The organism is Denitratisoma oestradiolicum (assembly GCF_902813185.1).
Taxonomy (GTDB): Bacteria; Pseudomonadota; Gammaproteobacteria; order Burkholderiales; family Rhodocyclaceae; genus Denitratisoma; species Denitratisoma oestradiolicum.
The window spans coordinates 2,966,426-2,992,620 of the sequence record NZ_LR778301.1; the positions used below are offsets into that span (position 1 = coordinate 2,966,426).

Here is a 26,195-nt window from a genome sequence, read left to right on the forward strand (position 1 = left end):
AGGCATCTCTGGAGCAAGTTCCCATGACCAAGAGGAAACCACGGTCTCTCAAAACCGGCCTGCCGCCGGGTGCACTCATCCATGTCGGCGAACGCAAGACCGAACAGCCCTATGTGACCCTGGTCGAATATGGCCCGGAGAAGCTGACGGAACACAGATTTGCTTCCGTGCACGATTCCCGCGACCACAGGCCCAGCCAACCGGTACTGTGGCTCAATGTCTATGGTCTGCACGAGCCCGAGGTCCTGACCGAAATCGGCCGCCGTTTCAATCTTCACCCCCTGGTACTGGAGGACATTCTCAACACCGACCAGCGCCCCAAGGTGGATGACTATGGCGACTACCTCTACCTGGTGGCCTGTTTTTTCACCTACGACAGCGAGCATCTCAGCGTCAGTTCAGAGCAGGTGAGCCTTATCATCGGCCAGGGCTTTGTCCTCAGTTTCCAGGAACGCCCCACGGGCAATTTCGACCCGGTGCGGGAACGCCTGCGCCAGAACGGCGGGCAGATTCGCAAGCTAGGCGCCGATTACCTGGCCTATGCCCTGCTCGACATTCTGGTGGACCGCCACTTCACGGTGCTGGAACAAATCGCCGATCGCACCGAAGCCCTGGAAGACGAGCTGATGGGCAATGTCAGTCCCGCCATGCTCCAGACCCTGCATCAGTTGAAGCGGGATACCCTGATCCTGCGGCGGGCCGTGTGGCCCCTGCGGGAGGTGGTCAACCAGTTGATCCGGTCTGGCGGCCCTTTCTTTCAACCCGCCACCCAGCCCTATCTTCGGGACATCTACGACCACACGGTGCATGTGATCGAATCCCTGGAGGCGATCCGCGATCTGCTCGCCGGCATGCTGGATCTCTATCTGTCCAGTGTCAGCAACCGACTCAACCAGGAGGTGCGCGCCCTCACGGTGGTGGCCGTCATCTTCATGCCCGCCACCCTGATATCGGGGATCTTCGGCATGAATTTCCGCACCATGCCCTTGCTGGACAACCCGGAGGGTTTCCTTGTGGCCCTGGGTATGATGGCTTTCATCGCCACGACCCTGGGGCTGACCTTCTGGCGACGGCGCTGGCTGGGTTAAGGCTCGCCCCCTTCGCCCCCTCCAGGGGGTTCGATACGGCTCGCTACGCTCGGCTGTTTGAGAGAGTTGAGCACCGAGAGCTTGCGGCTGGCGCCGCGTGCCGCTTTCCCTTGTCCCGCAGGGATTTCCTCCGGTCAGGACTGCCCGGCGGGAAAGCTCGTTCTCCCATGCGCGTTAGGTGGCGCGCTGCCGTCCCAGCAGGGTGGCGAACTTCTTCTTCTCCGCTTCCACTTCCTTGATCCGGACAATGGCCAGGGAACAATTGTCGCCCCGGCCGCCGGCCCGGGCTCGTGCGCGCTCGATCAGGGCCTCCGCCGCCTGGCGGGGCGCCAGGGTGGACAACACTTCGCCCAACTCCTCGTTCTTGAAATAGGCCCAGATGCCGTCGGAACACAACAGGAAACAATCGCCCGCCACCAGGGGAGATGCCTCCCCGAAATCGATTTCCGGGCGGGCCTCGTCCCCCAGGCAGGAAATCAGCAGATTCTTGTTGGGATGCTTCTCCGCCTGCTCCTCGGTGAGATAGCCGGGCAACACCATCTTGCGCATCACCATGGAGTGATCAATGCTGCGAGCCACCATTTCTCCCTGGCGGAAATGGTAGATGCGGGAATCGCCGCAATGGGCCCAGTCCATCCGTCCCGGCTGCATCACCAGGACACAGGCGGTGCTGTGAGGCTCCTTTTCGCTGGACAGGGCGGTCAGGCGTATGCCCTCGTGAGCGTCGTTGATCGCCGCCGCCAGCATCTCGCGAGTATCGGCGCCGGGTCCGAAACACTCGAAGCTATGACGCGCGCAATGAATCACCTGCTCCGCGGCGATGGCACCTCCGCTCAAGCCGCCCATGCCGTCGGCCAGCACGGCCATCAGGGCGCCCTTGTAATCGGCATGGGGAAAGATCGCAACCCGGTCCTGCTGCTCCTCACGGTCGCCGATATGCTGCGCGGAACAAACCTCGACAGTCAGTGCCATGAGTCAGGAAGAGGGTGCGCCGCCAGAGGAAAACACCCGCTTGGCCGCAGTGACAATGACGAAGACCTGTTCCTGGGAGAGGGAGGGGAAGCGTTCGTGCAGGGCACGGAAGGCCAGGTGCTCATGGCTGTGACCGGCCCAGTTGTTGGCCGGATCGAAGAAAGGCTCCAAGACATCGTAGGCCTCGACGAAAATCCCCCGCAACTGGGAGTCGCGGCGGCGCTCCGTAGCGTCGTCTGGCGCGAGTTCATCAACCATGGACATTCCTCCTCCGTGAATCCTAGCACGGTCACCGCCTCAGCTCTCGGCGTCGAAGCGGTCGCTGATGCGATCGAAGAAATCCTCCAACTCCTCTGGGAGGATGCAAAGCTCCCCCAACACCTCGTCTGCCAGGATGGGCCAATGGGCATCGTCGATCCGGTTAACGCGGAAAAAGAAATGAACCGCCAGTTGCAGGATGGCCACAAGACTGCGAGTGGCGCCCATATCCGCATGCGGAATTTCTCGATGGCAACGTATGGCCTGAGCAATGAAGTCCGGCAGCTTCCAGTGCCGCGCCACCAGATAGCCGATGGTAACGTGGTCCACGTTGAAACGCTGGTCCTCCTCCTGCAGACTGGGCCAGGAATTCACGGTATTCATGGTCAGGCCCTGACAATAGTCGGGGAAGCGCTGCATCAGCAGCGGTACGCCACATTCATAAAATACCCCTGCCAGGTATGCCTGATCAGGAAAGACATTGCATACCGTTATTCGGTCGTCGGCAATCAGCGCCGCCAACCGAGCCAGTTCGCGTGCACGTACCCAGAAGACCTCCATGCCATGACGATGGGCGCCGGGAATCGAGGTCGCCAGGGAAAAGGCCCGCGCCAGATTCAGACACTGCTTGCTGCCTATCACCATCAGCACTTGGTCAAGCCTGTCCAGGTTTCGGTTGCGAGGATTGAACAGGGGCGAGCGAGCGGCCTTGAACAGCATGGCCGTGAGCCCCGGATCCTGCGCGATCGTGCGTGCCAAAGTGCGCACATCAGGATCGCCCCTGGAAAGATTGTCCTCAAGTTGCACCAGCACCTGGGGCTGGGGTGGAAGTTTTACGCCACGAGCCACCAGGTCCATCAACGCTTGTTCATCACTCGACATGAGAGTCCTAACTCCCGGGAAGGCAAGCCCCTCGGGCAATCCATTGAATTACTCCATCCGGTACCCGGAGGACGAATTATCGCTCAATGGAGCTATTCCGCCAGGTTGTCATGCGCCTGATCATGGGCGCGGCGGGCAACTCGTCCGCTCCGCCCGGATGTTGCTGGGCCAGATAGACCAGGCGATGGATGTCGGGTGCCTGGGTCTGCGGATCGAGGGTCTCCTTCAGGAACAACAGACCACCGCACTGCACCTGCAAGGCCCGGGACCATGCCAGGGGACCCGGCCGGCCAGGCCTGAGCTTCAGGGCGAAGGACGCCCTCTCTTGCAACAGGCCGTAGAGGCTGGCGCAGGCAGCCCGTGCCAGGGGCGAGGAGCACGCCGTGCCGGAACCCTCGACCACTGTGGTCGCCAGCTCGCAGGCCGCCATCCGTGCCGTCAAGGCGACGCAGAACACGCAGGGCAGAAGATTCACTTCCCGGTTGCGGGGCATCGTATGAGATGTCATGGTGGCCTATGATAGCCGGCCATGCCTCCTGAACGATGCCGTTTTACGGGATAATCTGACCATGGGACATCGACTTTCGAAAATCTATACGCGCACCGGTGACGCCGGCACCACGGGCCTGGGCGACGGCTCCCGTACCGGCAAGGACTCGGCCCGCGTCGCCGCCATGGGAGATGTGGATGAACTCAACTCCCTCTTGGGTATTGTCTTGTGCGAGGCCATGTCCGACGAGGTGAGGGAACTCCTTATCGGCATTCAGCACGATCTCTTCGACCTGGGGGGGGAACTCTCCGTGCCGGGCGCCAACTTTCTCGCCGCGAGCCAGCCGGGCCGGCTGGAGCAGGCGATTGATCGCTACAACGGTGAATTGCAGCCTCTGAAGGAATTCATCCTGCCCGGTGGTACCCGGGTGGCGGCCCAGGTACACCTGGCCCGTGCCGTGTGCCGCCGTGCGGAACGCAAGCTGGTGACCCTGGCGTCCACAGAGGCCGTGTCCGACACGGCGCGGCGCTACCTGAACCGGCTCTCGGACCTGCTCTTCGTCCTGGCCCGCTGGCTCAACAAGAGCGCTGGCGGCGGCGACGTGCTCTGGCAGAAGGGCAAGAACGCCGGCCTCTAGAATCCAGGGCCGCTACAGCCGGCCAGTCATCACCGCCAACACAGTGCCCAGCCAGCCCAATACCGCCAGCAGCAGGTGCACGTCAGTGAGCAGTTCCACCGCTACATCACCGCCCCCCTGGCGCCGATGCAGCAGGAACAGATAGCGCAGCATGCCGTAGAGCACAAAGGGCACGGTCAGCATCAGACGGCTGCTGCCATGGAGGGCCACGGTCTCCGCGCTGACCGTATAGAGGCTGTAGGTGACCACCGTGCAGGCGGCGGTGATGGTGATGAACTGGTCCAGCATTCCTTCGGAATAGTGCTCCAGCACCCGCCGGTGGCCTCCGGAACCGCCGGAGAGGGCCACCAGTTCCGCCCGGCGCTTGGCGAAACCGAGGAACAGGGTCAGCATCAGACCGCACAGCAGCAGCCACTGGGAGGGCGCGATGTCCAGGCCCAGAGTGCCGGCCAGAAGGCGCAGCATGAAGCCGGCGGCGATCAGGAACACATCCAGCAGCACCACGTGCTTCAGACCCATGCTGTAGCCCCCGTTGAGCAACAGATAGGCCACGAAGATCCAGGGCGCCTGCCCCGCAAGAGTGAAGGCCAGGGCCAGGCCGGCGACCAGGCAGACCGCCAGCAACAGCAGGGCGGCGCTGACGCTCACCGTGCCGCAGGCCAGGGGCCGCCGACGCTTCTGGGGATGCAGCCGGTCCTGCTCCCGGTCCTGCAGGTCGTTGAACACATAGACCGTGGAAGACAGCAGGCAGAAGGCGACGAAAGCCCACAACCCCTGTTGCAGGCGGATGGGGTCTTGCCAGGCATGGCCGAAGAGCAGGCCCACCAGCACGAAGCCGTTCTTGATCCATTGATGGGGACGCAGCAGGGCAATCAGCGGTGGCATCAGTGCGGACATGTTTTCCCCGGCCAGTAGCGGTCACAGAAATAGCAGGCACCTTGGGGCAGCCAGGACGGAATCTGGTAGTACTTGTCCCGCGCCGTCGCCAGCACCCGGTCCCGATAGCGGGCATAGTCGAAGCCCCGGCCCATGATCTGATGGAAAGTCACACCATGCAAGCTGAAGGTTTCCGTCCGCAACTCGCGGAAGTAGGGCGCGTACTCCTCGGCCACCGGCGCATCCTTCTGGAGGATCAGGATGTTCTTCCCGTCCAGCACCCTGAAGTCGGTGAGGATGTCATCGTGGCGGGCGTGACTGGAAGCTTCGCCGAAGACCAGGAAATAGCGCCGGGCGTTGTAGCCCAGGGTCACCGCATCGGCATAGCCGTCGCTGGCGAAGACGTAATCCGCCGCGTAGGGTTTCAGCCGGGCGGCGATGGTCTCCGCCTCGAAGGCCAGCACCGCGCTCTCATACCACTTGGCCCGCTGCCAGCTTTCCAGGGACGTCAGGCTGGCGCCCGCCAGCAATACGATGTGAAGGGCCGCAAAGCCCAGGAAGAAAATCCGCAGCCGGGCCAGCAGCCGGGCCTCCAGACCCAAGGCCGCCAGCAGTAAGGCGAAGGGCAGGAAGGACAGCATCCAATGCAGGCCCACGGTCTTTTTCAGGGACAGCAGGCCGAACAGCGCCAGGGGGACCCAGGCCAGAACGGCCAGACTGGTCAGTTCCGGCCGGCACCAGGCCGTCGGTCGCCGCAGCAGTTGCCAGAGCAGGGGCGGCGTCAGCAGATAGATCAGGGTCAGACCATAGAGCAGGGGCGTCTTCCAGGACAGCGCCGCCTTGCCATGGCGATTGACGAAGTTGAACATGTAGTTGGGCCAGCAGTGCTCCATGTTCCACCAGGCCATCAGCCCCAGGGCCGGCAGGCAGCAGCCATAGACGATGGCCAGGCCGGTCAGGCCGCGCCTGTCCGGCCGGCGCAGCACATCCACCAGATAGGCGAAACCCAGAAAGGCGACGAAATACTTGGACAGCACGGCCAGGGCGAGAAACAGGCCGCTGGCCAGATACCAGCCCAGGTGGCCGTCCCGCCGCGCCCTCAGCCAGGCCAGCCCCGACAGCACGGAACCGTAGGCCAGGGGCGTGTCGGTGGTGATCAGCACATTCCAGACGCTGGTGGGCGCCAGGAGCACCAGCAGGGCAGCGGACCAGCGCCGCCAGTCCTCGGTGCCGGACCAGATGCGCGGCACGAACCAGGCCACGGCCCCGGCCAGGACCAGGGGTTGCAGCACCGAACTCAGACGCAGCCAGGCCGCTCCGTCACCGAGCAGCAACTGGGCCGCCAGCCACCATCCCACCATGGGCGGATGATCATAGAAACCCCAGTCGGGAATCTTGCCCCACCAGATGAAATAGGCCTCGTCGGCCGTGATGGGCAGGGCTCCGGCGAGCCAGAGGCGAAAAACCAGCAGGGGGGCCAGCAGCCAAAAGAAAAGACGGCGCGGATTCATTTGAACCATCCCCCCAACCCCCTTCCCAGGGAAGGGGGTGACTGGGGTTCGCGGGCTGCGCCCGCTCCATAAGAAAGGATTACCTGCCTTGGGACGGCCCGGCGGCGAGCGGGCGCGCCGATACTCATGACGCCCGCCGACACTGCATTGGCCTACTTGTCTTCCAGAGCCACGCGCCGCTTGCGCACGGCTTCGGCCAGGATATCCAGGACCGCCGCGCTGTCTTCCCAGCCGATGCAGGCATCGGTGACGCTCTGGCCGTATTCCAGGGGCTTGCCGGGCATCAGGTCCTGGCGGCCTTCCTTGAGATGGGATTCGACCATCACGCCGAAGATGCGGTCGTCGCCACCCGCCATCTGGCCGGCCACATCCCTAGCCACGTCCATCTGGCGCTTGAACTGCTTGTTGCTGTTGGCGTGGGAGAAGTCGATCATCACCCGGGCGGCCAGGCCGGCCTTGCCCAATTCCTGGCAGGCCGCCTCGACGCTGGCGGCGTCGTAGTTGGCCGTCTTGCCACCGCGCAGGATCACATGACAGTCCTCGTTGCCTGCGGTGGAGACAATGGCCGAATGGCCGGCCTTGGTCACGGAGAGGAAATGGTGGGGGCTGGCGGCGGCCTTGATGGCATCCACGGCGATGCGCAGGTTGCCGTCGGTGCCATTCTTGAAGCCCACCGGACAGGACAGGCCGGAAGCCAGTTCTCGGTGGATCTGGGATTCGGTGGTGCGGGCGCCGATGGCGCCCCAGGCGATCAGGTCCGCCGTGTATTGGGGCGTGATCACGTCGAGGAACTCGGTGGCCGCCGGCAGACCCAGTTCATTGATGTCCCACAACAGCTTGCGGGCCAGGCGCAGACCTTCGTTGATCTTGAAGCTGTTGTCCATGTGGGGGTCGTTGATCAGCCCCTTCCAGCCCACGGTAGTGCGGGGCTTCTCGAAATACACCCGCATCACCACTTCCAGATCGGCAGCATGGCGGTCCCGCTCGGCCTTGAGGCGGCGGGCATATTCCATGGCCGCGACCGGATCGTGAATGGAGCAGGGGCCGATGATCACCAGCAGCCGGTCGTCGCCGCCGTGGAGCACCCGATGGATGGCCTGGCGGCCGGCAAAGGTGGTGGCGGCGGCCAGTTCGGTTTCCGGAAACTCCCGCAGGATGTGGGCGGGAGGGGAGAGTTCCTTGATTTCCTTGATACGGACGTCGTCGATGGTGTATTTCATGGCGGATACGCTCGTTGCCAACGGCAAAGGCCGTGATTCTACCCGACGAAAGCCTCGGGACGCCCCCAGGTCCGCGCTGCGATCAGTCCGCAGACAGTGCCCGGGTGATGCGCACGTAATCACTGACCCCCAGGGTTTCGGCCCGGGCAGTGGGGGCGATGCCCAGGGCCACCAGGGCTGCCTCGTCGATCAGTTCGCGCAGGGTGTTGCGCAACATCTTGCGACGTTGGGAGAAGGCCGCCGTGACTACCCTGGCGAAAACCTCGCCGTCGCAGGGTTCCAGCTCTCCAGCAGCCTTGGGTATCAGGCGCACGATGGCCGAGTCCACTTTGGGTGCCGGAGTAAAGGCCCCGGGAGGAACGATGAACAGCCGCTCCATGTGGAAGCGGTATTGCAGCATCACCGAAAGCCGTCCGAACTCGCCGCCACCGGGCTCGGCCACCATGCGGTCCACCACTTCCTTTTGCAGCATGAAGTGCATGTCCCGCACCTGATCGGCAAAAGTGGCGAGATGAAACAGCAGTGGCGTGGAAATGTTGTAGGGCAGGTTGCCCACCACGCGCAAGTCGGCGCCCATGGCGCCAAAATCGAAGACCAGGGCATCCCCCTCGTGGATGGTAAGTTGCTCCGGTGTGAAGCGTTGCCGCAGGCCGGCAATCAGGTCCCGGTCGATTTCCACCACGTGCAGATGGCCCAGAGCCTCCAGCAGAGGCTCGGTCATGGCCGCCAGACCGGGGCCAATCTCCACCATCAGGTCCCCCGGCCGGGGCGCGATGGCGGCGACGATCTTGCGGATCACGCCGGGCGAATTGAGGAAATTCTGACCGAAGCGTTTACGTGGGATATGTTGTCTCACGACGGCTTCCCCGTCGCGTGACAACATATTTGATAATTCGTGGTCATCCTCTCCCGGCCTCCCCTTCCATGAGGGGGAGGTGACTTAATTGCCCTGCCTTGCCGGCAGGGAATGTTGCAAGCTGCCCTCATCCTCGCGCCACGATCTCGGCAGCCATGCCCACCGCGGCGAAGAGGCTGCCGGGATCGGCCTTGCCCGTGCCCGCCAGGTCCAGGGCGGTGCCGTGGTCCACGGAGGTGCGCAGCACCGGCAGGCCCAGGGTGATGTTTACGCCATCCGCGAAGGCCACGTACTTGAGCACCGCCAGACCCTGGTCGTGGTACATGGCCACCTGGGCATGGGAGCCCTCCAGCACCCGGCGGGTGAACAGGGTGTCCGCCGGCAGGGGACCCACCAGGTCCAGGCCTTCGGCCCGCAGGGCCTCGATCACCGGGGCGATGGTGTCGATCTCCTCCCGCCCCAGATGACCACCTTCGCCGGCATGGGGATTGAGCCCGGCCACCAGGATGCGGGGCCGGGGAATACCGAATTTGACGCGCAGGTCGGCATCGACGATGCGCAGCGTCGTGGCCAGCTCTTCCCGGGTGATGGCGGCGGGCACGTCCTTCAGGGCCAGGTGGGTGGTGGCCAGGGCCACCCGCAGGCCGCCCCCGGCCAGCATCATCACCACCCGGGGGGTGCCGGTCTTCTCGGCCAGGTACTCGGTGTGGCCGGTGAAGGGAATGCCGGCATCGTTGATCACGCCCTTATGCACCGGGGCGGTGACCATGGCGGCGAACTCATTGGACTGGCAGCCAGCCAGGGCCCGGTCCAGGATATCCAGCACATAGGGGGCGTTGGCCGGGGCCAATCGACCCGGGGTACAGGGCGCCCGCAGGGGCACATGAATAATGTCCAATCCCTCGGTGGAGCGCCCCAGTTGCCGCGCCCTGCTCTCGATCAGACCCCGGTCTCCCAGCACCACCACCCGCACCGGCCAGTCGTCGCCAACCAGGGCCAGGCAGATGTCCGGGCCTATGCCCGCCGGTTCACCGCTGGTAACCGCGATCACGGGCCGGCGCTCGGCGCCGCTCACTTGTCCTCCAGGCGATACTCGACGTAGGCCCGGTCCCGCAACTGGCGCACCCAGTCCTGATAGGCCTCCTCGGCCTTGCGCTCGCGCAGGGCCTGGCGCGCCAGCAGGCGCTTGCGCTCTGCCGAGCCCTCGTCGACGCGCCGCTCCTGAACCTGGATCAGGTGCCAGCCAAAGGGCGACTGCACCAGATCACTGACCTGACCGATGGCCAGGCTGTCCATGGCCCGCTCGAACTCGGGCACGGTATCCCCCTGATTGAGCCAGCCCAGGTCGCCTCCCTTGGCGGCGGACAGGTCGTTGGAATAGAGCTTGGCCAGCTCGGCAAAGTCGCCACCATGACCCAGTCGCTCCTTGACGGTCTCCAGCTTGCGCTTGGCCTCGACCTCCGACACCAGTTCATTCACCTTGATCAGGATGTGCCGCGCCCGGGTCTGGCGGATAGCCGGCATGGATTGAAGTCCGCCCGCCCGGTTCAACAACTTGATGATGTGAAAACCGGCGGGGCTGCGCAGTACGGTGCTGACCTCCCCCGGCTGCATCTTTTGCAGGGCCTCCGCGTATAGGGCCGGTAGCCGATCCAGGCTGCGCTGCCCCACCTGGCCGCCGCTCATGGCATCCGGCGCATCGGAGTTGGCTGCTGCCACCTTGGCAAAATCCTCGCCCCGGTTGAGCTGGGCTCGAGCCTGCTCTGCCTTGGTACGCAGTTTCATCAGTTGCTCGGGACTGGCCTGTTCCGGCACCCGGATCACGATGTGGGCCAGATCCACCATGACCCCGGCCTCGCCGGCATTGACAGCGTTGGACAGATAGTTATCCACCTCGCCATCGGAAACCGTGACCCGGCTATCCACCTCCCGGTCCCGCAGCCGGGAAAGCATGACCTCCTGACGGATTTCCTCCCGGAAGGCGGACCAGCTGATGCCATCCTTCTCCAGGGCAGCCCGGAAGTCCGGCACCGAAAGACGGTTACCCTCGGCAATCCGGCGCAGGGTCGCATCCAGTTCCGGGTCGGAAACTTCCATGCCGCCATCCCTGGCCATTTGCATCTGGACCCGATCCACGATCATCCGCTCCAGCAACTGGCGCTCAAGCACCTCCATGGGAGGCATGGGCGTATTGCGTGCCCGCAACTGACGCTCCACCGTCGCCAGGCGAGTACGCAGCTCCGATAAAGTAATGGCCTCGTCATTGACCACCGCCACCAGACGATCCACCTCCACTGCCTTGGGCGGCTTGGGCTGGGCCTGAATGGAAAGGGCAACGAAAATAAGCAACAGCGGCAGTACACGTTTCATGGGACGTCTCACCTGAAAGGGAGGGATCACTGGGCGCCGAATACCGGATCGGCGGCGGGTTCTATCCAGCGGCCATAGCCGGGGACATTACGCTTCAGCATATCGAGAGGATTGGAGCCAAGACGAGAGAACCCGTTCAGCTCCAACTGGACGAAAAAGGCGCTGGAGGTGCGGCCCACGGCCGTGGCCAGGCGATGCACCACCAGACGGGTGCTCCAGCAACCGGAGTTGTATTCCAGGCCAGCGATGCTCTCGATGGCGCGCTTCTCCTTGAAGGAGTAGTTGTAGCGCCCCACCGCCGACCAGCCATTCATCACCGGCCACTGCCCGGAAAGGTCGATCTGCCGCAGCAGCTCCCGGGTGTAGCGGTAGCCGGCATTGATCAGCTTGCCGGTCTCGGGCTGATAGCGGCCGGAGAAGTTGAAGCGCTCCATCTGCTTGTCCCGGGGGTTGTACTGGAGCGCGCTGTCCAGGGAAAAACCCTGGCCCAGACTGGCGGTCATGCCAGCCAGGTAGTCCGCCATGTGGCCGGTGCGGGGTGCCATGCCAGGCAGGGTGACATTCTGGTCGGAAAAATAATAGCGCTGACCCAAAGCCACCCGCACCAGTTCGCTGCCGGTCACCGGATCGATCACCCGGCTGGTAACGGCAGCCGTGAGCTGATTGGCATCCGCCAGGCGATCGCCGCCGGAATAGATGTTTTCGGAAAATATCTGAGCAAAATTGAAGTCCACCAGCCCGGTATCGAAGAGAGGAAGCTGGCGCTGATCCCGGTAAGGCACCTTCAGGTAATAAAGCCGGGGCTCCAGAGTGTTGAGCAGGTTGCGACCGAAAAGCTGCATGTCCCGTTCGAAGGTGATTCCGCTATCGACGCTGACAATCGGCACATTGCGGGCCAGGCTGGTGTCCAGGCCCGGCACCTGCCGCTCCAGATCGTAGCGGGTGGCATGGAGGCCAATCTTGGGGGTGAGGTAGAAAGCCGCGGTCTGCAAGGGCAGGGAAAACTGGGGGTAGACGGTGGTGCGACGCCCCTGGGCCAGGGTCTGGTCCGGATGGCTGAACTTGACGAACTCCCCGTTCAGATTCAGGACCATGCCAGCCGGCAGGTCGGGCCGAACCGCCGACAGGGTCACCTGGGGCAGACGATCATAGGGAATGCCTGCCGGAGGCTGGGACGGGTCCTGCAGCACCTGGTAGCGCTGGGCCATCATCTGGGTGGACCACCAGCCGCCGTTGTAGAACAGGCGGCCTTCCCGCAGCAGGTTGGTCTGGGCAATATTGGACAGGCGGGTGGACAGGTCCGTGAAGTAGGTGTCGTCGGAGACCCGGTTCAGGTTCAGACTGCCGCCGAAGCCCCGACCGAAATCCTGCTGATGCAGCATGGAAAAGGCGCTGCGGTCACCATTGAACACCCGATCCTGGGGCAGGAATTCCCCGGCAACCTCGCCCTGATAACCCTGGCCCAGGTAACGGAACTGGCCGACCGCCTGGAGGCCACGCTTGCTCAGCAGGCGTGGCGAGAGGGTGGCGTCCATGTTGGGCGCAATGTTCCAGTAATAGGGGATGGTGGCTTCCATGCCGCTCTGGCTGGTACCGCCAATGGTGGGCACCAGAAAACCGGACTTGCGTTCGTTGTTGAGGGAAAAGGAGAGCCAGGGGGAATAGAGGATGGGGATGCCCTTGAACACTACGGTCACTTTGTCGGCGTCGCCCTCCTCCTTCTGATAATCCAGGGACAGGCTCTTGGCCTTGGCATACCAGTCCTGATTGTCCACCTCGGCCTTGCAGGTGCTGTAGGTGACATCACTGAAGCGGTAGCGATCCTCCCCCTCGAAGTCGAGGCGGGCCGCCTTGCCCTGACCGCTGATAGCTTCCCGAGGTGGCTGGCCGGGCTTTTGCAACGGCGGGCGATTGATGGCATAGAGAGGGGTTTCAAAAAAACCCAGGCTCTGCTCCAACTGCATTTTCAGGTGAGGACCGGTCATCGCATCCGTATCCCGCCGCAGATGGACATTGCCCGTCGCATCCACCTCGTCTTCCGCCTCCCGATAGATCAGGTGGTCGGCCATCAGGACATTTCCGCCCTTCTTCAGCACCACCCCACCGTCGGCCACGGTCTCCACCCCACTCTTGCCCTCGATGCGTTCCGCCTCCACATGGACCACGCCTGGGGCAGGAGCCTCGGTAGGCACAGCCTGGGGCGGTGCCACGACCGGCCGAGGCGCCACGACGGGAATGGGTACGGGCTGGGGCGGGACCGGCATCACGCTGACGGCCGGAGCGGCCCCAACCGGGGCGGGTACTGAAGCCGTCGGCGTCCGTAACGGTGGAGCACCGAGCAGGGCGGGATCGACCCGCAGGGGGGGCAGGCTCTCGCCTGCATGGGCACCGCCCGCGAGGGCGAACCATATGAATAGACCGAGTTTTCTGCGCTGGAAACGAGGCATGCCGTCGTCTTGATGCCGGAAACGGCCGCCACTGGGGCCGTTTCGGTCGAATGTTAGAATCGGCCGATTCTAACGCACATGGTCGCCAGGACCACCCCCGAGGATGAAAATGCGCAAAGGCAAATTGAACGCCCCCCACTCCCATCCCCGCCCCGGGGCGGGGCTACCCATCGGCTCGCTGCGCTCGATGATTGCACTCGGCTCCGGCGCGACTTTTCCACGTTGACTCAGCCTTCGGCATCCCCCATGGAGCGGCTCCAACGCATCGAAACCTGGTTGTCCGGCCTCTGGCCGGGCACTTCCTTCACCCTGGCCCCGGCATCAGCGGACGCCAGTTTCCGCCGCTATTTCCGCGCCAGCCGGGCCGGCGGCGACAGCCTGATTGTCATGGACGCGCCCCCCAGCCACGAGGACGTAGGTCCCTGGCTGAAGGTACAGCAACTGTTCCACGAGGCCGGCGTCCATGTTCCCGACGTGCTGGCCACGAACCTGGACCAGGGGTTCCTGCTGCTCTCGGACCTGGGCAACACCACCTATCTGGCGGCCCTCACTCCCGAGCGGGTGGCCGCCATACCCGGCGACTACCTGGATGCCATCGACGCCCTGATCAAAATCCAGGCCGCCAGCCGGCCCGGTTGCCTGCCCGACTACGACCGGGCACTGCTGCAACGGGAACTGGACCTGTTCCCCGACTGGTATATCGGCCGCCACCTGAACCTGACCCTGGACGACAGCCAACGCCAGGCCCTGAGCAAAGTGTTCGAGCAGATCCTCGCCGTCAACCTGGCCGAGCCCCGTGTCTTCGTCCATCGGGACTACCACTCGCGCAACCTGATGCTGATGGAGGGCGCGGCCAACCCCGGCATCATCGACTTCCAGGACGCCGTCCATGGCCCCATCAGCTACGACCTGGTGTCCCTGCTGAAGGATGCCTATGTGGACTGGGACGAGGAAGTCGCCCTGGACTGGCTGGTGCGCTACTGGGAACGGGCGAAAAAAGCCGGCCTGCCGGTGCGCCCCGATTTCGCCGAGTTCCACCGGGACTACGAATGGATGGGCGTGCAGCGCCACCTCAAGGTCCTGGGCATCTTCGCCCGCCTCTGCCACCGGGACGGCAAGGACGGCTACCTGAAGGACATGCCCCTGGTGGCCAAATACCTGCGCCGGGCCGTGGAGCGCTACGACGAACTGAACCCGCTGCGAAAACTCCTGGACCAACTGGAAGGCAAGGTCACCGTCCTGGGCCAGACCATGGACAAGAAAACCCTCGGTGTCCGCAGTGGGGACTAATCCCCCAGTCCGCGCCCAGCGCGGACTCAAATCCCGTCACTCCCGCCCCGGGGCGGGAGCCGGAGGGTGGGGGGCCTGTATTTCCCCCGCAGGGGTGGCATCGGTCTATGGCCGCAGACAGCAAACCGCACACCCGTCATCACCATGAAAGCCATGATATTAGCCGCCGGCCGCGGCGAAAGAATGCGGCCATTGACCGATGCCACCCCCAAACCCCTGCTCGCCGTGGGCGGCAAGCCTCTGATCGTCTGGCATCTGGAGCGACTGGCGGCGGCGGGTTTCCGGGAGGTGGTGATCAATCATGCCCACCTGGGGAAACAAATCGAACAGGCCCTGGGCAACGGTGCGGCCTTCGGCCTGTCCATCGCCTACTCGCCGGAACCGCCAGGCGCCCTGGAAACAGCCGGTGGCATCGCCCAGGCCCTGCCCTTGCTGACCCAGGACGATGAATGCTTCCTGGTGGTCAATGGCGACATCTGGTGCGACTACGATTTCGCCACCCTGCCTGGCCTCGCCACTGGGAACCTAGCCCATCTGCTGCTGGTGCCCAACCCACCCCAGCATCCGATCGGCGACTTCGCCCTCGGGGCAGACGGCCGCGTCTTCGCTCCGGCCACCCCTGATACCCCTCGCCTCACCTTTTCCGGTATCGGCCTCTACCGCCCCAGCCTTTTTGGGTCCCTGGCGCCGGGTCTGCCGGCGAAGCTGGCCCCCCTGCTGCGCCAGGCTATTGCCGACCAACGGGTCTCCGGCCAGCGTTACGACGGCCGCTGGGAAGACGTGGGCACCCCCCGGCGCCTGGCCGACCTGAATCGTGAACTGAACTGCTAAGCTGCCTCCATGGACATCACCCCCTTCAAGAACCGCCGCGACCGGCTCCTAGCCCGCATGGGCGCGGGCATTGCCCTGATCCCAACCGCCTCGGAAAAAATCCGCAACCGGGACGCCCACTATCCCTACCGGGCCGACAGCTATTTCCATTACCTCTCCGGCTTCCCCGAGCCGGAGGCGGTGCTGGTGCTGATCGCCGGGGAAACACCCCGCAGCCTGCTGTTCTGTCGAGAGAAGGACCTGGACAAGGAAATCTGGGATGGCTTCCGTTACGGCCCCGCGGGAGCCCGGGAACAGTTCGGCTTCGACGAGGCCCATGCCTTCGCCGATCTGGAAAAGAAACTGCCGGAACTGCTGGCCGATCAACCCGCGCTCTGGTACTCCCTGGGCCACGACAGCGAATGGGATGCCCGCATCACCGCCGCCCTGAACGGGGTACGGGCCCAGAGCCGGTCCGGCAAGCGGGCGCCCACGGCAATCCATGATGTGCGCGCCCTGCTGGACGAGATGCGCCTGATCAAGGACGACCAGGAAATCGCGCTGATGCGACGGGCTACCGCCATCAGCGCCGACGCCCACATCCGGGCCATGAAACTCAGCGCTCCCGGCCGTTACGAATACGAGATCGAGGCCGAGCTGCTGCACGAATTCCGCTGCCGGGGCAGCCAGTCTCCCGCCTATGGCTCCATCGTCGCCGCCGGCGCCAACGCCTGCGTCCTGCACTATGTAAACAACGATCGTCAGGTAGAGAACGGTGAGCTGATCCTGATCGACGCCGGCTGCGAACTGGACGGCTACGCCGCCGACATCACCCGGACCTTTCCCGCCAACGGCCGCTACTCCGGCCCCCAGGCGGATATCTACCAACTGGTGCTGAACGCCCAGGAAGCGGCCGTTGCCGTGATCCGCCCCGGCGCCCGCTTCCACCAGCCCCATGATGCCGCCGTAAAGATGCTGGCCCAGGGCCTGCTCGATCTGGGACTGCTGTCGGGCACCCTGGAGGAAGTGCTGGAAAAGGAAAGCTACAAGCGCTTCTACATGCACCGCACCAGCCACTGGCTGGGCCTGGACGTGCATGATGTGGGCGAATACAAGGAAGGGGACGACTGGAAGATTCTCGCGCCCGGCATGGTTCTGACCGTGGAGCCCGGCTGCTACATCCGCCCCGCCGAAGACGTGCCTGAAGCCTACTGGAACATCGGCGTGCGCATCGAGGACGACGCCCTGGTCACGGAAACCGGCTGCGAACTGATCACCCGGGGCGTGCCCGTCACCATCGCCGAGATCGAAGCCCTGATGCAGTCAGGGCGCCAAGGCTAGCACCGTGAATAGTGAAGAGAACGGCATCGCCGTGGTGGGCGGAGGGCCCGCCGGCATGGCCCTGGCCCTGGCCCTGCATCGTCACGGCCAGCAGGCGGGGATTTTCGATGCCCGTGCGCGGGGTGCGGGTCTGGCGGACCAACGCATCCTGGCCCTGTCCCACGGCTCCCGCCAGACTCTGGAATGGCTGGGCGCCTGGGAGGCCATCGAGTCGACGCCCATCAGGACCATCCACATCTCCCAGCGCGGCGGCCTGGGGCGGACCCTGATCCGGGCCGAGGAGATCGGCGTGCCGGCCCTGGGCTATGTGCTCAGCGCCGCCAGCCTGATCGCGGCCCTGGACCAAGCCGTCGCCAGGGCCAACATCCCCTACCACGAGCACAGCCGGATCGAGGATGTCCGGGCGGATAACCCGCAAGTGAGCTTCCGCGTCGGTGCCACACTGCACCAGTCCGCCCTGCTGGCCTACGCCGAAGGTGCCATCGGCACGCAGGCGGAAGCCAATCATCGGGACTATGGACAACATGCGCTGATTTTCACCGCCACGGCAACCACGCCCCACGGTGGCAGGGCCTGGGAACGCTTCACCCCCGACGGCCCCCTGGCCCTGCTGCCCCTGGCCGGCAACGACGGCCGGGATCTGGCGGTGGTCTACACCTGCGATCCGGAACAGGCAACGCAACTGGCAGCCCTGGACGAGGACACCTTCCTGGCACGGCTCCAGGCCCATTTCGGCAGCCGTCTGAGCTTTGCGGCAGCGAGCCCCCGCCACGTATTCCCCCTCGGCCTGCGCTATCGCAAGACCATCGTTGGGCCCCGCCAGGTCTGGCTTGGCAACGCCGCCCAGACCCTGCACCCGGTGGCGGGCCAGGGCTTCAACCTGGCCCTGCGCGACATCCGCGACCTGGCCCGCAGCCTGGGCGACGCGGACGATCCGGGAAAGAGCGGCCAGCTAGCCGCCTATGCCGCCCGGCGCCGGATGGATCGGGGCAGCACCATCGGCTTCACCGACAGTCTGGTGCGCCTGTTCAGCAACGACCACTTCCTGCTCCAGCATCTGCGGGGTGCCGGTCTGCTGGCCCTGGATCTGCTGCCCCCGCTGCGTCATTTTGTCGCCCGACGAATGATCTGGGGCGCGAGAGCCTGGTGATGGATTAGCCGGGGCTCGCCCCCCGATAGTCGAGGAGTCCCTCGCCCAATGCCAGCAGCCCCCTGATAGCCTTGACAGGGTTAGTCGATCACCGCCACTGCGGAGATTTCCACGAGCATGTCCGGATGCCCCAAGGCCTGCACGCCAACCATGGTCGAAGCATTGGGCGGAAAAGCCTTGCCACCCAATGCGACGCTCGTGGCGCGGGAGAATTGTTCCAGGGCTTCCGGGGTCAGGTGCTTGACGTACATCACGCTACTGACAACGTCCGAAAGCTTCGCTCCGCCGGCTTCCAACGCAGTGACGAGATTCTGGAAAGCCTTGACGGTCTGCGCGTAATAATCCCCCTCACCCACGAGGCGCATCTGGTTGTCAAAAGCGCCTTGGCCGGCCACGTATACCGTTCGGCTGCCGGAGGCGACGACCACTTGCGAGTAACTGGGCATCTTCATCAGGGTATCGGGATTGATGTGCTGCTTGGGCATGGATGATCCTTTCGTAGTCTGCGGTGGAGTGACTATTCCGGTTCCAACAGTGTCAGCGGACAACCGACCGAAATGCGACCGGCCCGCTCGACGACGATATTGACACCCAGGCAACGCTCACAGTGGTCCACCAGGCTGCGCATCAGCCCCTTCTGTTCTGTCACACCACACCAGGGCTGAGCGCGGATAGTCATTCCGCAACGTACGGTACGGCTATCGACACGCAGCACGGCCTCTCCGATCCGGATACGGGCGCCGACCCACCCGTTTTCGGTCAGTGCGGCGACCCCGGTCGCCTCGACCAGCAGGTTTGGCCTGAAACGCTGCACAGCGGCCTCCGACTCGGTGTGTCCTGCCAGATGGGCAAGCGAGTCGGTGGTCAATAGATGCAGGGGAAAGGCGTCAAAGTAGGCACCGGGCGGCGTCGCATATTCTTTGAGGAGAGCCAGCAGATCAGGCGGCGCTTCCGAGAAATCAGGAGCAGCCTCCCCCGCTTGCAGCGCCATGGCTTGACTGAACTCTTCAACCGTGGGAGCCGATGCCAGGCGATAGTGCTCTCGATCGGAAGGATGCGCCCGAGGGGCAAGCCGCAGCAGCCTGCCCAGGGACTCGCCGAGCAGGGTGCCGGTCCCGGGATCTCGGGCACTGAGCTGTGCGCCTTGGGGTGTCTCGATCAATACATCGGGGACGTCGGCGTCGTAACAGTCAGCCGCCAGTACGGCGCCGGGCAGATGCCGTGCGCGGTACTGCAGCAGAGCCGGCCATTTCTTTGCATTGCGGATCTCTCGCTTTTCCGTATCGATGACTGCCCAGCAACGATCACCGGGGATACCAAGAGACGTAAGGAGGGTGGAGTCGATTGCCTCTCCGCCCATGCTCTTGACCGGATAGCGCCATATCTCCTTCAGATGACCAAGTATCATCCTCTCCCCCTATAAGATCGAATCCGGGACCCAAGGCCCAAGCAGCATCGGCAAATTCACTGCCTTCGACGCGCCTTGCCATATGGGTTCTTAATTTTTTTGCTGGATTATGCCAGTGGATGACAAGCAGAACGCCAATCATCCGGGGAAATTTCCGACAGCGTTCTCAGCAGGCTGAGTGTAGCCGCCAGCACCGCTGGGCATGGCCAAAGTCTCGATTTCCCGCCGGCTCCATTGCACAAAATTTAATCAAACGAGTAGAATTCGCGCCTTCCTCCGGTTTTACCCATTCCCCAGACGCCATGGACTTTCTCGGTTTCTCGCTGCGAAACAATCTATTTGTCGCGCCCATGGCCGGGGTGACGGACCGTCCCTTCCGCCAGTTGTGCAAGCAACTGGGCGCCGGGCTGGCCGTATCCGAGATGGTGACTTCCAATTCCCTGCTTTACGGCAGCGCCAAGACCCGGCGCCGGGCCAATCACGATGGAGAGGTGGAACCGATCTCGGTGCAGATCGCCGGCGCCGATCCAGCCATGATGGCCCAGGCAGCCCGCTACAACGTGGATAACGGCGCCCAGATCGTGGACATCAACATGGGCTGTCCGGCCAAGAAGGTCTGCAACGTCATGGCCGGCTCCGCCCTGATGCAGGACGAGGCCCTGGTGGGGCGTATCCTCGACGCCGTGGTGGCCGCCGCCGGCAACACGCCGGTGACCCTGAAGTTCCGTACCGGCTGGAACCGAGAGAACAAGAACGCCCCGGCCATCGCCCGCATCGCCGAAAATGCAGGGGTGCGCGCCATCGCCATCCATGGCCGGACCCGGGCCGACCAGTACACCGGCTCGGCCGAATACGACACCATTGCCCTGGTGAAGACCCTGGTAAAAATTCCGGTCATCGCCAACGGCGACATCACCACGCCCCAGAAGGCCAAGCTCGTGCTGGATGCCACTGGCGCCGATGGCCTGATGATAGGCCGAGCCGCCCAGGGCCGGCCCTGGCTGTTCCGGGAGATCGATCACTACCTGAAGACCGGCGAAATCCTGCCCCCGCCCCGTGTGGCCGAGATTCACCGGATACTGAGAGGCCACCTGTCCGACCTCTACGCCTTCTATGGCGAGGAAACCGGCGCCCGCATTGCCCGCAAGCACATCGGCTGGTACACCAAGGGTCTGGTGGGCTCATCCCACTTCCGCCACGCCATGAATCAACTGGCCACGGTGGAAGAACAACTGGCGGCGACGGACGAATTCTTCCTCGCCCAGGCCGCCGCCAACGATCAACTTTGCTATGAGGAGGCGATCGCCGCATGAATCCTGCCGCCAGCCACCACCCGGAGCGGGCGCAGCCCGCGAATATTCGTCACACCCTTCCCCGGGAAGGGGGCTGGGGGGAGGGTTGTCCAGTGAGCGCCCCGCATGGCCGCCCGAAGGGGCGCATGCCACAACCCGGAGCCGCGCAGCGGCGAACCGTCGTCACCCCCTCTCTCGGGGAGGGGATCGGGGGGAGGGTAGTCCAGTGAGCGCCGAATTATCCGACTGCGTACGCAAGTCTCTCAACCGCTACTTCCGCGACCTGGACGGCCAGGAGCCCCACGCGGTCTATGAAATGGTGATCCGCACTGTGGAAAGGCCGATGCTGGAAGTGGTCATGAAACAGGCCAACGGCAACCAGAGCGCGGCCGCCGAGATTCTCGGCATCAACCGCAATACCCTGCGCCGCAAGCTCACCGAACACGATCTGCTCTAAGCCGGCCAAGCTGGAAACCAACAACCAACATGAGAGGCTTCGATAAAGGACATTGCCAGCTGACTGGGAAAGCAGCAGGAAGACCCGCTCCCTCCCTTCCTCCCCCTCGCGGGGGAGGCGACTATTTTGGCTCGCTGCGCTCGAACATCTGACCTGCCGTTTCAATTTGCTATTTCACGCCAACTCCATCCGACCATGAAAGTTACCCAAGCCCTGATCAGCGTTTCCGAAAAACGCGGCACCGTGGATTTCGCCCGCGCCCTCCATCAACTCGGCGTCAAGCTGCTGTCCACCGGCGGCACCGCCAAACTGTTGCGGGACGCCGGCCTGCCGGTCACCGATGTATCGGATTACACCGGCTTCCCCGAAATGCTCGATGGGCGGGTCAAGACCCTGCATCCCAAGGTCCACGGCGGCATCCTGGGTCGGCGCGATCTGGCGGAGCATCGCCAGACCATGGAGCGGCACGACATTCCCGCCATCGATCTGGTGGTGGTGAACCTCTATCCCTTCCGGGAGACCGTGGCCAAGCCCGGCTGCACCCTGGAAGACGCCATCGAGAACATCGACATCGGCGGCCCCACCATGGTCCGGGCCGCGGCCAAGAACCACGGCAACGAACAGGGCGGCGTGGGCATCGTCACCGATCCGGAAGACTATGGCCAGATCATCGAAGAGCTGCAAAGTAACGACGGCGCCCTCTCCTACCGCACCCGCTTCGAACTGGCCAAGAAGGCCTTCACCCATACTGCCCGCTACGACTCCGCCATCGCCAACTGGCTCACCGGCCTGGATGCCGACAACAAGCCTGGCCCCTTCCCCGACGCCCTGCAACTGGCCTTCGACAAGGTGGAGACCCTTCGCTACGGCGAGAACCCCCATCAGCAGGCCGCCTTCTACCGGGAGACAGTGGCGGTACCCGGCAGCATCGCCAGTTACCGGCAACTCCAGGGCAAGGAACTGTCCTACAACAACATCGCCGATGCCGATGCCGCCTGGGAATGCGTCAAGGCCTTCGACGCGGCTGCCGGACTCGCGACCTGCGTCATCGTCAAGCATGCCAACCCCTGCGGCGTAGCCCTGGGCGCCTCTGCCTCCGAAGCCTACCGCAAGGCCTTTTCCACCGATCCCACTTCGGCCTTCGGCGGCATCATCGCCTTCAACTGCGCCATCGACCAGGCGGCAGCGGAAGCCGTGGCGGGCCAGTTCGCCGAGGTGATCATCGCCCCGGAAATCACCGAGGAAGCCCGGGCCGTCTTCGCCGCCAAGCAGAATCTGCGTGTGCTGATCGTACCCCTGGGCCACCCAGGTGGAAAATGCGCCGGCGCCTTCGACTACAAGCGGGTGGGCGGCGGTCTTCTGGTGCAGAGCGCCGACGAGGCCCGCATCGCCCAGTCCGACATCAAGGTGGTGAGCAAGCGGGTGCCCACCGAGGCGGAAATGCGCGACCTGCTGTTCGCCTGGAATGTGGCCAAGTATGTCAAGTCCAACGCCATCGTCTATTGCAAGGATGGCATGACCGTGGGCGTGGGTGCCGGTCAAATGAGCCGGGTGGATTCCGCCCGTATCGCCGCCATCAAGGCCGAGAACGCCAAGCTGACGGTGAAGGGCTCGGTGGTGGCCTCGGATGCATTCTTCCCCTTCCGCGACGGTCTCGACGTGCTGGCCCAGGCCGGTGCCACCGCCGTGATCCAGCCCGGCGGCTCGGTGCGGGACGCCGAAGTGATCGCCGCCGCCGACGAGCAGGGCGTGGCCATGGTATTCACAGGATTCCGCCATTTCAGGCATTGATTGATCAAGCACAACGACGCGGCGAGGCGAGTTCCTTGCGCCGGGTTTTCCGCCGCGTTGCCGTGCCCGCCGTGCTTAAAGGATATTTATGAAACTCCTCGTCATCGGTTCCGGCGGCCGTGAACACGCCCTGGCCTGGCGCCTGGCGAAATCGCCCAGGGTACAGAAGATTTTCGTCGCCCCCGGCAATGCCGGCACGGCCCGCGAGGAAGGCATAGAGAATCTGCCGCTGACGGCCATTCACGACCTGGTGGACTTTGCCCGCAGGGAAGGCATCCATGCCACCGTGGTGGGTCCCGAGGCGCCCCTGGCGGCCGGCGTGGTGGATGCCTTCCGCGCTGCCGATCTGCGCATCTTCGGCCCCAGCCGGCTGGCGGCACAACTGGAATCCTCAAAGGATTTCGCCAAGCAGTTCATGGCCCGCCACGGCATTCCCACCGCCCAATTCCAGACCTTCAGCAATGCCGAAGCCGCCCACGCCTATGTGGACGCCGAAGGGGCGCCCATTGTCATCAAGGCCGATGGCCTGGCCGCCGGCAAGGGCGTGGTGGTGGCGATGAGTCTGGAGGAAGCCCACGGCGCCATCGACGACATGCTTTCCGGCAACAAGCTGGGGGACGCCGGTGCCCGAGTGGTGATCGAGGAATTCCTCGACGGTGAGGAGGCCAGCTTCATCGTCATGGCCGACGGCCGCCACGCCCTGGCCATGGCCACCAGCCAGGACCACAAGCGCCTGCTGGACGGCGATGCCGGCCCCAACACCGGAGGCATGGGGGCCTACTCCCCGGCCCCCGTGGTTACGCCCGACATCCACGCCCGGGTGATGCGGGAGGTGATCATGCCGACGATCCGGGGCATGGAAGCCGATGGCATCCTCTACACTGGCTTCCTTTACGCCGGGTTGATGATCAAGCCGGACGGCTCCCTCAAGGTGCTGGAATTCAACTGTCGCTTCGGCGATCCGGAGACCCAGCCCATCATGATGCGGCTGAAGAGCGACTTCGTGGATCTGATCGACGCCGGCATCGATGGCCGCCTCGATCAGGTGGAAGCCGAGTGGGATCGCCGCGTGGCCCTGGGTGTGGTGCTGGCCGCCGGTGGTTACCCGGACAACCCAAGGAAGGGTGATGCCATCCATGGCCTGCCGAAGCGCCCCGTCGAGGAGGCCCATGTATTCCACGCCGGCACCGCCATGAGCGATGACCAGGTGCTCACCAGCGGCGGCCGGGTGCTCTGCGCCACCGCCCTGGGGGACACCATCAGACTGGCCCAGAACCGGGCCTATGAGCTGGCCGAGCAGATTCGCTTCGACGGCATGCAGTTCCGCCGGGACATCGGGCATCGTGCCATCCGGCGCTGAGCCCCCCGGAGATTCGGAAGATATCCCCATGGGGCGTGTTTTCATCAGCCTGAAAACACGCCTGATCGTCTTTGCCCTGGCGCTGGTGCTGGTGGGCCTGGCGATCCGCGTCGTCATCATGACGGACTTCATGCGCGACGAACTGCAACAGCTGGTCTCCGCCCAGCAACTGTCCCTGGCCACCTACGTGGCCCAGGATATCGACGCCAAGCTGAGAACCCGCCAGGAACTGGTGCGCCGTCTGGCGGAACAACTGCCCCAGAACCTGTTGCAGCAGTCCGATGCCCTGGCGGCCTGGCTGGCCGCGCGCCACGACAGCCAATCGCTGTTTTCCGCCGGCCTGATCGTGGTGAGCCCCGCGGGCATCGCCACCACCGACTATCCCTCGCTACCGGGACGTCGCGGCACCTCCTACGCCGACCGGGACTGGTTTCTGGCGATACGCAATTCCGGCACAAGCGCCATGGGCGCACCCACCATCGGGCGCTCCACTCACCGGCCGGGTATCGTCATGGCGGCGCCAATCAAGGATGCGCGGGGACAACTACTCGGCGTTCTGGCAGGTGTCACCACCCTCAACGCACCGGGTTTCCTGGATCTGGTGCAGAACAACCGGGTGGGAGAAAGCGGCGGTTTTCTGCTCATTTCCCCGAAGGATAGGATTTTCGTCATGGCCTCCGATCCGGCCATGGCGCTCCGGCCCACCCCGCCCCCCGGCATCAACCGCCTCCACGATCAAGCCATGGCCGGCTATCGGGGCAGCGGCATCACCATCAATGCCCAGGGCGTCGAGGAACTCTCCTCCATCGCCAGCGTTCCCAGCACCGACTGGTTCCTGGTGGCCCGCACGCCGACCCGGGAAGCCTTTCGCCCGCTGGAACACCTGTACGGTTTTCTGCTGCGCAACACATTGGTGATCGGCGCTGTGGTCACCATAGCGTCCCTGCTCATCCTGGGCTGGTTGTTCCGTCCCCTGGCCCACGCGGCGCGACAGGTTCGCAGCATGGCCGAGGGCATCACTCCCCTGCGTTCATTGCCCGTGGTCCGCAACGACGAAGTGGGAGAACTGGCTTCCGGGTTCAACCTGCTCTTGGGCAAGTTGCGGGAACGGGAAGCCACTCTCGCCCGCATCGCCCACCACGACCCCCTCACGGCCCTGCCCAATCGTGCCGCCTTCCATGAACGACTGAGCCAGAGTATCGCCCTGGCCCGGCGCCAGGGCAACCACCTGGCCCTGCTGTTTCTGGACCTGGATGACTTCAAGCCGGTCAATGACGATCACGGCCATGACATCGGCGACCAGGTACTGCGCCTGGTGGCGCAACGCCTGCAGGACAAGGTGCGCAAGGCCGACATGGTGGCCCGTTTCGGCGGCGACGAATTCATCATCCTACTCACCGACATCACCGATATCACCAGTGCGGCAGGGGTCGCAGAAAAATGTATTGAAGTACTCTCGGCCCCCATGCGGGTGGGAAAACTGCAACTGAAGATCGGCGCCAGCATCGGTATCGCCCTCTATCCGGACCATGCTGACAATACCGACTCCCTGCTCGCCCACGCTGACGCCGCCATGTACGATGCCAAGCGGGGCGGCCGCAACGGCTACCGCATCGCACCCTTCCCTGCAACCTAACGCGCATAGTCGCCAGCACCACCCCCGAGAATGAAAATGCGCAAAGGCAAATT

Annotated in this window: 24 protein-coding genes; 11 read left to right on the plus strand and 13 right to left on the minus strand. The window is 64.2% G+C overall.

Features of this window, described 5'->3' with window-relative positions:
- Positions 1–23: 23 nt before the first annotated feature.
- Positions 24–1,088 carry a magnesium/cobalt transporter CorA gene (corA, locus tag DENOEST_RS13390; RefSeq protein WP_145771048.1) on the plus strand — a complete coding sequence of 355 codons (1,065 nt, stop codon included), beginning with the start codon at positions 24–26 and terminating at the stop codon, positions 1,086–1,088.
- 174 nt (positions 1,089–1,262) lie between these two features.
- Here corA and DENOEST_RS13395 read toward each other — a convergent pair whose 3' ends face one another.
- The 4 genes from DENOEST_RS13395 to DENOEST_RS13410 all read right to left on the minus strand — a co-directional run bounded on the left by DENOEST_RS13395 (position 1,263) and on the right by DENOEST_RS13410 (position 3,708).
- Complete coding sequence (locus DENOEST_RS13395) at positions 1,263–2,060, minus strand: PP2C family protein-serine/threonine phosphatase (protein WP_145771047.1); 798 nt, start codon at positions 2,058–2,060, stop codon at positions 1,263–1,265.
- Between the two features lie 3 nt (positions 2,061–2,063).
- Complete coding sequence (locus DENOEST_RS13400) at positions 2,064–2,318, minus strand: hypothetical protein (RefSeq protein ID WP_145771046.1); 255 nt, start codon at positions 2,316–2,318, stop codon at positions 2,064–2,066.
- A 39-nt stretch (positions 2,319–2,357) separates the two neighbouring features.
- Positions 2,358–3,200 carry an HDOD domain-containing protein gene (locus tag DENOEST_RS13405; protein WP_145771045.1) on the minus strand — a complete coding sequence of 281 codons (843 nt, stop codon included), beginning with the start codon at positions 3,198–3,200 and terminating at the stop codon, positions 2,358–2,360.
- 76 nt (positions 3,201–3,276) lie between these two features.
- Positions 3,277–3,708 carry a hypothetical protein gene (locus DENOEST_RS13410; RefSeq protein ID WP_145771044.1) on the minus strand — a complete coding sequence of 144 codons (432 nt, stop codon included), beginning with the start codon at positions 3,706–3,708 and terminating at the stop codon, positions 3,277–3,279.
- 61 nt (positions 3,709–3,769) lie between these two features.
- On the opposite strand from DENOEST_RS13410, the gene DENOEST_RS13415 reads away from it, so the two are divergent.
- Positions 3,770–4,327: a cob(I)yrinic acid a,c-diamide adenosyltransferase gene (locus DENOEST_RS13415; RefSeq protein ID WP_145771043.1), complete on the plus strand. Its 558-nt coding sequence runs from the start codon at positions 3,770–3,772 to the stop codon at positions 4,325–4,327.
- A 12-nt stretch (positions 4,328–4,339) separates the two neighbouring features.
- Here DENOEST_RS13415 and DENOEST_RS13420 read toward each other — a convergent pair whose 3' ends face one another.
- The 7 genes from DENOEST_RS13420 to DENOEST_RS13450 all read right to left on the minus strand — a co-directional run bounded on the left by DENOEST_RS13420 (position 4,340) and on the right by DENOEST_RS13450 (position 13,607).
- Complete coding sequence (locus DENOEST_RS13420) at positions 4,340–5,224, minus strand: decaprenyl-phosphate phosphoribosyltransferase (RefSeq protein WP_232096508.1); 885 nt, start codon at positions 5,222–5,224, stop codon at positions 4,340–4,342.
- Positions 5,212–6,714 carry an ArnT family glycosyltransferase gene (locus DENOEST_RS13425; RefSeq protein ID WP_170228222.1) on the minus strand — a complete coding sequence of 501 codons (1,503 nt, stop codon included), beginning with the start codon at positions 6,712–6,714 and terminating at the stop codon, positions 5,212–5,214. Before DENOEST_RS13425 ends, DENOEST_RS13420 begins: the two co-directional genes overlap by 13 nt.
- Positions 6,715–6,866: 152 nt before the next feature.
- Positions 6,867–7,934, minus strand: a complete 1,068-nt coding sequence (gene aroG, locus DENOEST_RS13430; protein WP_145771041.1) for a 3-deoxy-7-phosphoheptulonate synthase AroG — start codon at positions 7,932–7,934, stop codon at positions 6,867–6,869.
- Between the two features lie 82 nt (positions 7,935–8,016).
- On the minus strand, positions 8,017–8,790 hold the full coding sequence (gene rsmA / locus DENOEST_RS13435) for a 16S rRNA (adenine(1518)-N(6)/adenine(1519)-N(6))-dimethyltransferase RsmA (RefSeq protein ID WP_232096509.1): 774 nt from the start codon (positions 8,788–8,790) through the stop codon (positions 8,017–8,019).
- A 127-nt stretch (positions 8,791–8,917) separates the two neighbouring features.
- Positions 8,918–9,865 carry a 4-hydroxythreonine-4-phosphate dehydrogenase PdxA gene (gene pdxA, locus DENOEST_RS13440; RefSeq protein ID WP_145771039.1) on the minus strand — a complete coding sequence of 316 codons (948 nt, stop codon included), beginning with the start codon at positions 9,863–9,865 and terminating at the stop codon, positions 8,918–8,920.
- Positions 9,862–11,160, minus strand: coding sequence for a peptidylprolyl isomerase (locus tag DENOEST_RS13445; RefSeq protein ID WP_145771038.1), 1,299 nt, complete (start codon positions 11,158–11,160; stop codon positions 9,862–9,864). The genes pdxA and DENOEST_RS13445 overlap by 4 nt, the downstream gene beginning before the upstream one ends.
- Positions 11,161–11,186: 26 nt before the next feature.
- Positions 11,187–13,607: an LPS-assembly protein LptD gene (locus DENOEST_RS13450; RefSeq protein WP_197970620.1), complete on the minus strand. Its 2,421-nt coding sequence runs from the start codon at positions 13,605–13,607 to the stop codon at positions 11,187–11,189.
- A 246-nt stretch (positions 13,608–13,853) separates the two neighbouring features.
- On the opposite strand from DENOEST_RS13450, the gene DENOEST_RS13455 reads away from it, so the two are divergent.
- From DENOEST_RS13455 to DENOEST_RS13470, 4 genes are all read left to right on the plus strand, one after another.
- Complete coding sequence (locus DENOEST_RS13455) at positions 13,854–14,897, plus strand: aminoglycoside phosphotransferase family protein (RefSeq protein WP_145771037.1); 1,044 nt, start codon at positions 13,854–13,856, stop codon at positions 14,895–14,897.
- A gap of 144 nt (positions 14,898–15,041) precedes the next feature.
- Positions 15,042–15,728: an N-acetylmuramate alpha-1-phosphate uridylyltransferase MurU gene (gene murU, locus DENOEST_RS13460; protein ID WP_145771036.1), complete on the plus strand. Its 687-nt coding sequence runs from the start codon at positions 15,042–15,044 to the stop codon at positions 15,726–15,728.
- Between the two features lie 9 nt (positions 15,729–15,737).
- The gene (pepP, locus tag DENOEST_RS13465; protein ID WP_145771035.1) at positions 15,738–17,048 is read left to right on the plus strand and encodes a Xaa-Pro aminopeptidase; all 1,311 of its coding nucleotides are present in this window, start codon (positions 15,738–15,740) and stop codon (positions 17,046–17,048) included.
- A 4-nt stretch (positions 17,049–17,052) separates the two neighbouring features.
- Positions 17,053–18,198, plus strand: coding sequence for an FAD-dependent monooxygenase (locus DENOEST_RS13470; protein WP_232096510.1), 1,146 nt, complete (start codon positions 17,053–17,055; stop codon positions 18,196–18,198).
- 80 nt (positions 18,199–18,278) lie between these two features.
- Here DENOEST_RS13470 and DENOEST_RS13475 read toward each other — a convergent pair whose 3' ends face one another.
- Positions 18,279–18,683, minus strand: a complete 405-nt coding sequence (locus DENOEST_RS13475) for a RidA family protein (protein ID WP_145771034.1) — start codon at positions 18,681–18,683, stop codon at positions 18,279–18,281.
- 32 nt (positions 18,684–18,715) lie between these two features.
- Positions 18,716–19,606, minus strand: coding sequence for an MOSC domain-containing protein (locus DENOEST_RS13480; RefSeq protein WP_145771033.1), 891 nt, complete (start codon positions 19,604–19,606; stop codon positions 18,716–18,718).
- A 302-nt stretch (positions 19,607–19,908) separates the two neighbouring features.
- Between DENOEST_RS13480 and dusB the strand changes: the two genes are divergently transcribed.
- From dusB to DENOEST_RS13505, 5 genes are all read left to right on the plus strand, one after another.
- Positions 19,909–20,919 carry a tRNA dihydrouridine synthase DusB gene (dusB, locus tag DENOEST_RS13485; RefSeq protein WP_145771032.1) on the plus strand — a complete coding sequence of 337 codons (1,011 nt, stop codon included), beginning with the start codon at positions 19,909–19,911 and terminating at the stop codon, positions 20,917–20,919.
- Between the two features lie 205 nt (positions 20,920–21,124).
- Positions 21,125–21,355, plus strand: a complete 231-nt coding sequence (locus DENOEST_RS20225; RefSeq protein ID WP_232096511.1) for a Fis family transcriptional regulator — start codon at positions 21,125–21,127, stop codon at positions 21,353–21,355.
- Positions 21,356–21,550: 195 nt separating this feature from the next.
- Positions 21,551–23,146, plus strand: a complete 1,596-nt coding sequence (purH, locus tag DENOEST_RS13495) for a bifunctional phosphoribosylaminoimidazolecarboxamide formyltransferase/IMP cyclohydrolase (protein WP_145771030.1) — start codon at positions 21,551–21,553, stop codon at positions 23,144–23,146.
- 88 nt (positions 23,147–23,234) lie between these two features.
- Positions 23,235–24,506 (plus strand): phosphoribosylamine--glycine ligase, encoded by a 1,272-nt coding sequence (purD, locus tag DENOEST_RS13500; RefSeq protein ID WP_145771029.1) that lies wholly within the window; start codon positions 23,235–23,237, stop codon positions 24,504–24,506.
- Between the two features lie 28 nt (positions 24,507–24,534).
- Entirely contained in the window at positions 24,535–26,142 is a 1,608-nt protein-coding gene (locus DENOEST_RS13505; RefSeq protein WP_145771028.1) for a sensor domain-containing diguanylate cyclase, read from the plus strand.
- Positions 26,143–26,195: the final 53 nt, after the last annotated feature.